This is a genomic window from Phenylobacterium sp., assembly GCF_025934275.1.
Classification (GTDB): Bacteria; Pseudomonadota; Alphaproteobacteria; order Caulobacterales; family Caulobacteraceae; genus Phenylobacterium.
Genome location: NZ_JAICYI010000091.1, coordinates 1 through 8,633 on the forward strand (window position 1 = coordinate 1; position 8,633 = coordinate 8,633).

Annotated in this window: 7 protein-coding genes and 1 pseudogene; 5 read left to right on the plus strand and 3 right to left on the minus strand. The window is 71.9% G+C overall.

The window, feature by feature from the left end; translation table 11 throughout:
* Positions 1-915 (minus strand): annotated as a pseudogene (locus tag Q0W60_RS16830) (hypothetical protein); the annotation flags it as partial.
* Positions 916-1,280: 365 nt separating this feature from the next.
* Between Q0W60_RS16830 and flgK the strand changes: the two are divergent.
* The 4 genes from flgK to Q0W60_RS16850 all read left to right on the plus strand — a co-directional run bounded on the left by flgK (position 1,281) and on the right by Q0W60_RS16850 (position 6,923).
* On the plus strand, positions 1,281-3,380 hold the full coding sequence (gene flgK, locus Q0W60_RS16835) for a flagellar hook-associated protein FlgK (protein WP_297697240.1): 2,100 nt from the start codon (positions 1,281-1,283) through the stop codon (positions 3,378-3,380).
* Between the two features lie 11 nt (positions 3,381-3,391).
* Positions 3,392-4,327: a flagellin gene (locus tag Q0W60_RS16840; RefSeq protein ID WP_297697241.1), complete on the plus strand. Its 936-nt coding sequence runs from the start codon at positions 3,392-3,394 to the stop codon at positions 4,325-4,327.
* Positions 4,328-4,391: 64 nt separating this feature from the next.
* The gene (gene mnmA, locus Q0W60_RS16845) at positions 4,392-5,564 is read left to right on the plus strand and encodes a tRNA 2-thiouridine(34) synthase MnmA (RefSeq protein ID WP_297697242.1); all 1,173 of its coding nucleotides are present in this window, start codon (positions 4,392-4,394) and stop codon (positions 5,562-5,564) included.
* Between the two features lie 165 nt (positions 5,565-5,729).
* Positions 5,730-6,923 (plus strand): acetyl-CoA C-acyltransferase, encoded by a 1,194-nt coding sequence (locus Q0W60_RS16850; RefSeq protein ID WP_297697243.1) that lies wholly within the window; start codon positions 5,730-5,732, stop codon positions 6,921-6,923.
* A gap of 79 nt (positions 6,924-7,002) precedes the next feature.
* Here Q0W60_RS16850 and Q0W60_RS16855 read toward each other — a convergent pair whose 3' ends face one another.
* Complete coding sequence (locus Q0W60_RS16855; protein WP_297697244.1) at positions 7,003-7,602, minus strand: DUF3617 family protein; 600 nt, start codon at positions 7,600-7,602, stop codon at positions 7,003-7,005.
* Positions 7,603-7,700: 98 nt separating this feature from the next.
* Here Q0W60_RS16855 and Q0W60_RS16860 point away from each other — a divergent pair, with 98 nt between their 5' ends.
* Positions 7,701-7,967: a GNAT family N-acetyltransferase gene (locus tag Q0W60_RS16860; protein WP_297697245.1), complete on the plus strand. Its 267-nt coding sequence runs from the start codon at positions 7,701-7,703 to the stop codon at positions 7,965-7,967.
* Between the two features lie 178 nt (positions 7,968-8,145).
* On the opposite strand, the gene Q0W60_RS16865 is transcribed toward Q0W60_RS16860, so the two are convergent.
* The gene (locus Q0W60_RS16865; RefSeq protein WP_297697246.1) at positions 8,146-8,433 is read right to left on the minus strand and encodes a hypothetical protein; all 288 of its coding nucleotides are present in this window, start codon (positions 8,431-8,433) and stop codon (positions 8,146-8,148) included.
* Between the last annotated feature and the right edge of the window lie 200 nt (positions 8,434-8,633).

An 8,633-nucleotide genomic window follows, 5' to 3' on the forward strand; every position in this document is an offset into this window, starting at 1 on the left:
CCGGGCCGGATCGGCCGCCGGCGCCGTGACCTGGGCGGTGGCCGCTGCGATGACCGGCGCCGCGGCTGCGCTCGGCGCGACCTCGGGTGCGCTGGGCGGCGGCGCGTCGGCGGCCGGTGGGGCCGGGGTCGCGGGGGCGGCGCTCGGCGGCGTCGGCGAGGCCGGCCCGCTCGCGGCCTTGGCCAGCCCGGGAGCGTCGGCCTTGCCAGGGGCCGCGGTCGTCCCCTTCGGGGATGGAGCCCCGGACTGCGGCGTGGGAAGCACCGGAGCGAGCTCAGGGCCTGGCGCCTTGGCCTCGCTGGCGATCGCGGCCAGCGCGGCTTCGGCCGCGGGCGAGGCCTGCGCGGGCAGCGTCGGAAGCTGCAGGCCGGGCGTGGTGGCAGGTGTCTGCGCCCCGGCCGGCGCCGCCTCGGTCGGCGCGGCCGGCTTGGCCGTCGCGCCCGGCGGCGGCGCGGCGGCGAGCTTCAGCGCGGCGAGGGTCACCGACGCCGCCTTGCCTTGGCCGCGCGTGTCGGCCGCTGCGCCGGAGCCTCCCTGGCCCGCTGCAGGCGCGGCCGGAGCGTCCGCCGTCGGAGCGGCGATGGAGACGGTGAGCGGCAGGATGACGAGCGATGCGTCGGCCGGGGCCGTGGCGTCCTGACTTGCCGGATGCGCGGGGGTCTTGGCCTCGCCGGACGCGCCAGGCTTGCCCTTGCCGGCTGCGGCGGGCGGCCCCGCGCCGGCCGCAGCCGCGGCCGGCTTCGTGGTCGGCTGGACGGCGCCGGCGGCCGGGCCGAACAGTGCGGCGATCAGCGCCTCGAACCCCGCCAGCGCGCCGCCGGCCGCGGCCGTGGCCGTGGCCGTCGCAGCGGCCGGCGTCCCCGCGGCGTGGCCGGGGGTCGGGGCTGGCGAAGGAACGGGCGCGGGCGCTGACATGGCGGCCTTTGCGGCGGGGCGTCTGGCGCGGACTGCGCCGGGCTTATTCGACAGCTGCCGAGCAACCCTCGGGCCAGACGTCTAAGATGCTGATTTCGCCGCGTTTTCCCGTATCCGCCCGACCTCCGGGCCCGCCGCCCCGCGGCCGAATTTGCCGAGCGCGAGGGCGTTCCCTGCCGGTCTGCGGCCACGCCGAAGGCTTTGGCGCCGGACTTGCGCGTCACATCCACAGGTTCATCCGGCCCGGAAGGGACCAGCATTGATTATGCGGGATTTTTTCAGGCGCCCCGCGCGCGCGTTCACCATAGGCTCGGCAAAATCCGCCCAGCCTTGCGTCAGCCTTTGCCGGGCGGAGGGTTAATCTCGTGTCGCTCTCGATCGCGCTGGAGACCGCGACCTCGGGCCTGATGGCGGCCCAGACCGGCCTCAGGACCGTCTCGGACAACATCGCCAACGTCAACACGCCCGGCTACGTCCGCAAGCAGGTCGACCAGCAGCAGCTCGATGTCGCCGGCGTCGGCATGGGCGTCCAGGTGACCGGCATCCAGCGGGTCACCGACCAGTACCTGCAGCTGGCCAGCCTCAACGCCGGCTCCGACGCCGGCCGCTGGGACGTCTTCTCGCAATACCTCGACAACGCCCAGAGCCTGTTCGGCGACCCCTCGACGTCCAGCTTCTTCTTCAACAAGCTGGACAACGTCTATTCCGCCTTCGCCGCCTCGGCGAACGATCCGTCCAACAACCTGCTGCGCACCCAGGCGCTGGCCAACGTCCAGGACTTCCTCACCGAGGCCGATCGCATCAACACCCAGATCGTCCAGCTCGGCTCGACGGTCGACACCCGCATCAATTCCGATGTCGACCAGGCCAACAGCCTGCTGCAGCAGATCTCCAAGCTGAACAGCGACATCAGCCGCGCCAACCTGGTGCAGGCCGACGCCTCGGGCGCGGAGAACATCCAGAGCCAGCTGCTCGACCAGCTGTCCTCGCTGATGGGCATCAAGGTCGCCCAGCGCCAGAACGGCGGGGTCGATGTCCGCTCGCCGGAGGGCGTGCTGCTGGCCGGCGACACCGCCGCGACGCTCACCTACAACGCCTCCGACTCCACGCCCGGCTACATCACCGCCACCCAGCCCGGAGTCGGCTCCAACCCGCAGCCGATCCAGGTGTCGAGCGGCGAGGTGCGCGGCCTCCTGGACCTGCGCGACAGCAAGCTGCCGGGGATCTCCGATGAGCTCGGCGAGTTCGTCAGCCGCGCCACCGACGCGCTGAACGCCGCCCACAACGCCGCCAGCGCCGTGCCGCCGCCGGCCACGCTCACCGGCCGCAACACCGGCCTCGACCTGCCGACCGCCGTCTCGGGCTTCACCGGCCAGACCACGGTGGCCATCGTCAATTCCGCCGGCGTGGTGCAGCAGACCGTCGCCATCGACTTCGACGCCCAGACCATGAGCGTCAACGGCGGCGCGGCCACCGCCACCTCGCCCGCCACCTTCCTGGCCGACCTCAACGCGGCGCTGGGCGCCTCCGGCTCGGCGACCTACGTGAACAACCAGCTCTCGATCAGCGCCAGCGGCGGCAACGGCGTCGCCATCGACGAAGGCACGTCGATGAAGGCGGGCCGCGCCTTCTCGCAGTTCTTCGGCCTCAACGACCTCGTCCAGTCGAGCGGCTTCTCCAACTACGAGACCGGGCTTTCGGCCACCGACGCGCACGGCTTCACGCCCGGCGGCACGGTGACCTTCCGGCTCTCGCAGCCGGACGGCAAGCCGATCCGCGACGTCACCGTCGCCATGCCGGCGGCGCCGCAGATGAGCGACCTGCTGTCGGCGCTGAACAACAGCACGACCGGCGTCGGTCTCTACGGCGCGTTCTCGCTGGACGGCAACGGCCAGCTCTCCTTCACGCCCTCCGCGCCGACCAACGCGACCCTCTCGGTGGTCGACGACAACACCCAGCGCGGCGCCGGCGGCCCCACGTTCAGCCAGCTGTTCGGCATCGGCGTCGTCCAGCGCAGCGCGCGCGCCGGCCAGTTCGAGGTCAATCCGACGCTGCTCGCCAACCCGCAGCTGCTGGCGTTCAGCCAGCTCGACCTCAGCGTCGCGCCCGGCACGCCGGCGCTTCGGCCCGGCGACGGCGCGGGGGCGGTGGCGCTCTCCCAGGCCGGCGACGCCACGGCCACCTTCCAGGCCGCCGGCTCGCTCGGCCAGGTCACCATGACCATCTCCCGCTACGCCTCGGAGTTCGGCGGCGCGGTCGGCCGCGACGCCGCCGCGGCCGGCTCCCAGGCGCAGTCGGCCGACGCCGTGCAGACCGAGGCGGTCAATCGCCGCCAGTCGGTGGAGAGCGTCAACCTCGACGAGGAGCTGGTCCGCCTGCAGACCTATCAACAAGCCTTTAGCGCTTCGGCCCGCATGATCCAGGCCACGAAGGACCTGTTCGACGTCCTGATGAACATGGTCTGAGGAGAATTGAGATGGTGACCCGCGTCTCCACGGTCGGAAACTACTCGGCGATCCTCGCCAACATCATGGCCGCCCAGCAGCGCCAGCTGGAGGCAGGCGTGCGCGTCTCCACCCAGAAGAACGGCTCCGACCTGAAGGATTTCGCCCAGAACGACGAGATGCTGACGGCGATGCGCTCGGTGCAGACGAGGCTCACCGGCTACCAGGACCAGAACAGCCTGATCGCCGACAAGCTGACCACCCAGGACACCGCCCTCAACCAGGTGGCCGACGCCTCGCAGGCGATCCGCGAGGCGATCGCCGATGCGCTCGCCTCCGGCGACGCCAGCACGCTGATGGCCGAGGTGCAGGGCCAGATGAACAAGGCCGTCGGCGCCCTGAACACCAAGTACAACGGCAACTACCTGTTCGCCGGCGGCCAGATCAACACCCAGCCGGTCACCGCCCAGCAGCTCTCCGACCTCACCGCCGGGCCGCCGATCGGCTCGTTCTTCCAGAACGATCAATTCAAGGCGCAGGCCGCCATCGACGATTCCACCACCGTCACCACCGGCATCCTCGCCTCCGACGTCGGCACGCCGCTCATGAACGCCCTGCAGACCCTGGAATCCTTCCAGCAGGGCGGCTCGGGCCCGCTCGGCTCCAACCTCACCCCGGCCCAGCGCAGCTTCCTGGAGAGCCAGCTCTCCACCTGGGACTCGGTGCACCAGGGGATCACCACCATCACCGCCGGCAACGGCATGGTTCAGCAGCGGGTCGACAACATCAAGACCGACCTCTCGAGCCGCCAGACGACGCTCGCCGGGATGATGAGCAACATCACCGACGCCGACATGGCCAAGGCCGCCGCCGACCTGCAGATGGCCCAGACCTCCTTCGCCGCCGCCGCCCAGGTCTTCCAGACCCTGAAGGAGTCCTCGCTCATCAACCTGCTGGCGATCCAGTAATCCCTGCCCATCAGGGGAGGGGGCGCTCGCAATTCCGCCTTCGCCGCTCTAAATACCCGCTCCCATGAACGCCCCCGTCGCCACGCCTGCGCTCGCCGACGGCCTGATCGAGGCTGCGCGCGAGGCCGTGCGCCTGCCGGCCGGGTCGCGGGTGATCGCGGCCATGTCGGGCGGCGTGGATTCCACCGTCACCGCCGCCCTGCTCGCCGCGGCCGGCTACGAGGTGGTCGGGATCACCCTGCAGCTCTACGACCATGGCGCGGCGGTCCGCAGCAAGCGCGCCTGCTGCGCCGGCCAGGACATCTACGACGCCCGCGCCGCCGCCGAGGCGCTGGGCGTCGCCCACTACGTGCTCGACTACGAGAGCCGCTTCCGCGAGCAGGTGATCGAGGACTTCGCCGACGCCTACCTGCGCGGCGAGACGCCGATCCCCTGCGTGCGCTGCAACCAGACGGTCAAGTTCCGCGATCTGCTGGACGTCGCCCGCGACCTCGGCGCAGCCGCGCTCGCCACCGGCCACTACGTGCGCCGCGCCGAGGGCCCGGCCGGCGCGGAGCTGCACCGCGCGGCCGATGCGGCGCGCGACCAGTCCTATTTCCTGTTCGCCACCACGGCCGAGCAGCTGGAATACCTGCGCTTCCCGCTGGGCGGGCTGCCGAAGCCGGCGGTGCGCGCGGCGGCCACGGCCCTCGGCCTCTCGGTCGCCGACAAGCCGGACAGCCAGGACATCTGCTTCGTGCCGGAGGGCCGCTACACGACGGTCATCGACCGCCTGCGGCCGCAGGGCGCCGAGCCGGGCGACATCGTCCACCTCGACGGCCGCGTGCTCGGCCGCCACGCGGGGGTGACCCGCTACACCATCGGCCAGCGGCGCGGCCTGAACGTCGCGGTGGGCGATCCGCTGTTCGTGGTCAGGATCGATGCGGCGGCGCGGCAGGTGATCGTGGGCCCGCGCGAGGCGCTGCTCACGCCGGCGCTGACGCTCAAGGAGACGAACTGGATCGGCGACCTCGAGAACCTCGAGGCCGCCTGCGATGCCGGCCGCCCGGTGCTCGCCCGCGTCCGCTCGACCCGCGAGCCGGTCCCGGGCCGCCTGGCCGTCGTCGACGACGCGCCCGCCGTGATCTTCGCCGCCCCGGAGGAAGGCGTCGCCCCCGGCCAGGCCTGCGCCCTCTACGCCCCCGAGTCCCCCACCCGCCTCCTCGGCGGCGGCTTCATCGCCGGGTCCCTCCCTTGACGGGGAGGGACAGCTTGGCGATGCCGAGCAGGGTGGGGAACTGCCCCCTGCGGCGCGGCGAAAACCCCAATCGTCGACGCTCGGTCCTCGCCTCCCATTTCCCCGCCCCGATCGCCTGGCGATCTGCCCCTCCCCATTAGGGGGAGGGACGGCTATATCCGACGCATGACCAGCACCCCCGCCGACCCCGTCGTCATCGCCGCCTACGCCCGCACCCCGATGGGCGGCTTCCAGGGGGTCTTCGCCCCCGTCAAGGCCACCGAGCTCGGGGCCGCCGCGGTGAAGGCCGCCGTGGCGCGGGCCAAGGCCGATCCCGGCGCGGTCGAGCAGATCTTCATGGGCTGCGTGCTGCCGGCGGGGCTCGGCCAGGCGCCGGCCCGCCAGGCCGCGATCGGCGCGGGCCTGCCGACCTCGGTCGAGGCCACGACGGTGAACAAGATGTGCGGCTCCGGCATGCAGGCCGCGATCATGGCCCACGACGCGCTGGCCGCAGGCTCGGCCGAGATCATCGTCGCCGGCGGCATGGAGAGCATGACGGGCGCGCCGTACCTGTCGAAACAGCACCGCGCCGGCGCCCGCATCGGCCACGACACCCTGTACGACCACATGTACCTCGACGGCCTGGAGGACGCCTACGAGCCCGGCCGGCTGATGGGCTCCTTCGCCGAGGAGACCGCGCGCACCTACCAGTTCACCCGCGAGGCCATGGACGAGTACGCCATCGGCTCGCTCAACCGCGCCAAGGCGGCCACCGAGAGCGGCGCCTTCAGGCGCGAGATCGTCCCCGTCGAGGTGGTCACCCGCAAGGGCGCGGTCCTCGTCGAGGACGACGAGCAGCCGGCCAAGGCCGATCCCGCCAAGATCCCGACGCTGAAGCCCGCCTTCGCCAAGGACGGGGCGATCACCGCCGCCAACGCCTCCTCGATCTCCGACGGCGCCGCGGCGCTGGTGATGACCCGCGAAAGCGTCGCCAGGAAGCTCGGCATGGAGATCGTCGCCCGCGTGGTCTCTCACGCCGCCCACGCCCACGAGCCGGGCCTCTTCACCACCGCTCCCGTGCCCGCCATGCAGAAGGCGCTCAAGAAGGCCGGCTGGAGCGTCGACGACGTCGATCTCTTCGAGGTCAACGAGGCCTTCGCCGTCGTCGCCATGATCGCCGAACGGGAGCTGCGCATCCCGCGCGAGAAGCTCAACGTCAACGGCGGCGCCTGCGCGCTCGGCCACCCGATCGGGGCCTCGGGGGCGCGCATCCTCGCCACCCTCATCGCCGCCCTCGAGGCGCGCGGCGGCAAGCGCGGCCTCGCCTCCCTCTGCATCGGCGGCGGCGAAGCCACCGCCATGGCCGTCGAGCTGCCGTAGCGGCGCGCTATCCGCCCAATCCCGCGCAGGCGGAACCCAAGCGGCCGGTCCGCCTTGGCGGGGACGAGCGGAAGGTTGCTTACTCCCCGCCTCGCGACCGCTTCTGGGCCTCGAGCAGGTTCATCTTCATGCCGGCCACCTGCATGTCGCCGGGCTTCATGCCGGCCGGGCAGGGGCCCTTCCAGACGGCGTCCATCTCGATCTTGCGCGTGCCGTTCATCTGCGGCGCGGCCGAGCCGGTGGTCGTGGTCTCCATCGCGACCTTGTAGCTGCCGTTGAGGTCGCCGGTCAGCGTCCCGTGGGTGGTCATCTTGCCGGCGTCGCCCAGGTCGCAGACGCTCTCCATGTCGTAGCCGCCGCCGGGCCGGGGCGTGATCTTGTTCTCGTGGCAGGGGTTCGCGCCCGGCTTCTGGCCGGCCAGCCCCAGCTTGGCGTCGGTGTCGGCGTCGACGCAGATGGTGCTCGCCTGACGCACCCCCTCCGAGCTCATCGACATCTGCCAGAGCCCGGCCTTGCGCCGGGGCGCCGCCGCCGGGGCCGCCGGGGCCGCCGGCGCCGCAGCGCCCGGCCCGATCGCCTGGGCCGTCGTGGTCTCCGCCGTCGTCGTGGTCTTCTTCTGGCAACCCGCCAGCGCCAGGGCGCTCAGCCCCGCCGCGGCCATCCAGCCCAGCCGTTTCATCTTGAGACTCCCCCTTCCAAGCCCCAGTTACGCGGCGAGGCTAGCCGGGATCGATCGGGCGGGCCATGGCGTTCGAGCGCCCTGAAAGGAGCATCGAGATGAGCGAACTGCGCGACACCGGCGCCCGCTACGAGATGGACGAGCAGGGCCTGACCTCCTGGGCCGACTACCGCCGGCAGGCGGGGCGCCTCATCATCGACCACGTGGAGAGCCCGCCGGCGCTGCGCGGCACGGGCGCGGCCGGCCGGCTGATGGCCGCGCTCGGCGCGGAGGCCCGCGCCCGGGGCCTGAAGATCACCCCGATCTGCTCCTACGCCGCCGCCTGGCTGCACCGCTCCGCCGAGTTCCGCGACCTCGTGCAGTAGGGGACCACGCCTGTGGCGCGGCCGGCGCGGCGCGCTCGGTCTTTCGTGTGGGTTCGTGGTCCGTGGCCCACAAAAAACCCGCCGTGCGGCGGGTCCTGCAGGCTTAACGGAAAGGCTTAAGCCCCGCCGCGCGGAGCCGCCCCTCGGCGGGGCAGCTCCGGCGCGGACGCGAAGGCTCCTACAGCGTGCGCGAGACGATGGCTTCCAGGGTCTGGACGCGCATCTCGCAGTCTTCGACCATGCGCCGGGCCAGGTCGCGCACGCCGGGCGGATAGGCTTCGCCGCCCTCGGAGATCTCGAGCGCGATCTGCTCGGCGTTGAGCAGCGCCGCCGACAGCGAGCGGATGTGATCCTTGGCGAGCTGCTTGGCCTCGGCCTGCAGCCGGCGCACGCGCTCGGCGACGGTCTCGGTCTTCGGAGTGGTCTTCAGGTCGTTGTCGGCAACCACGCTCAGCGACGGTGACATTCGGGAATACCTCAAATCGCCAACCCAGGAATTCGGCCGCCCCCCGCAATCCCCCATGGACTGCGTCGGTAAGAGCGTCCCGCCCCTGTCGTCTTCGGTACGTCCTAAGACGGCACAGGTTCCCTGACCGGTACATGAACCGGGCCAGTTCACGCCGATGCCCGATCAGATGGGGATTCAAAGCCACACTGTGTAGTTAA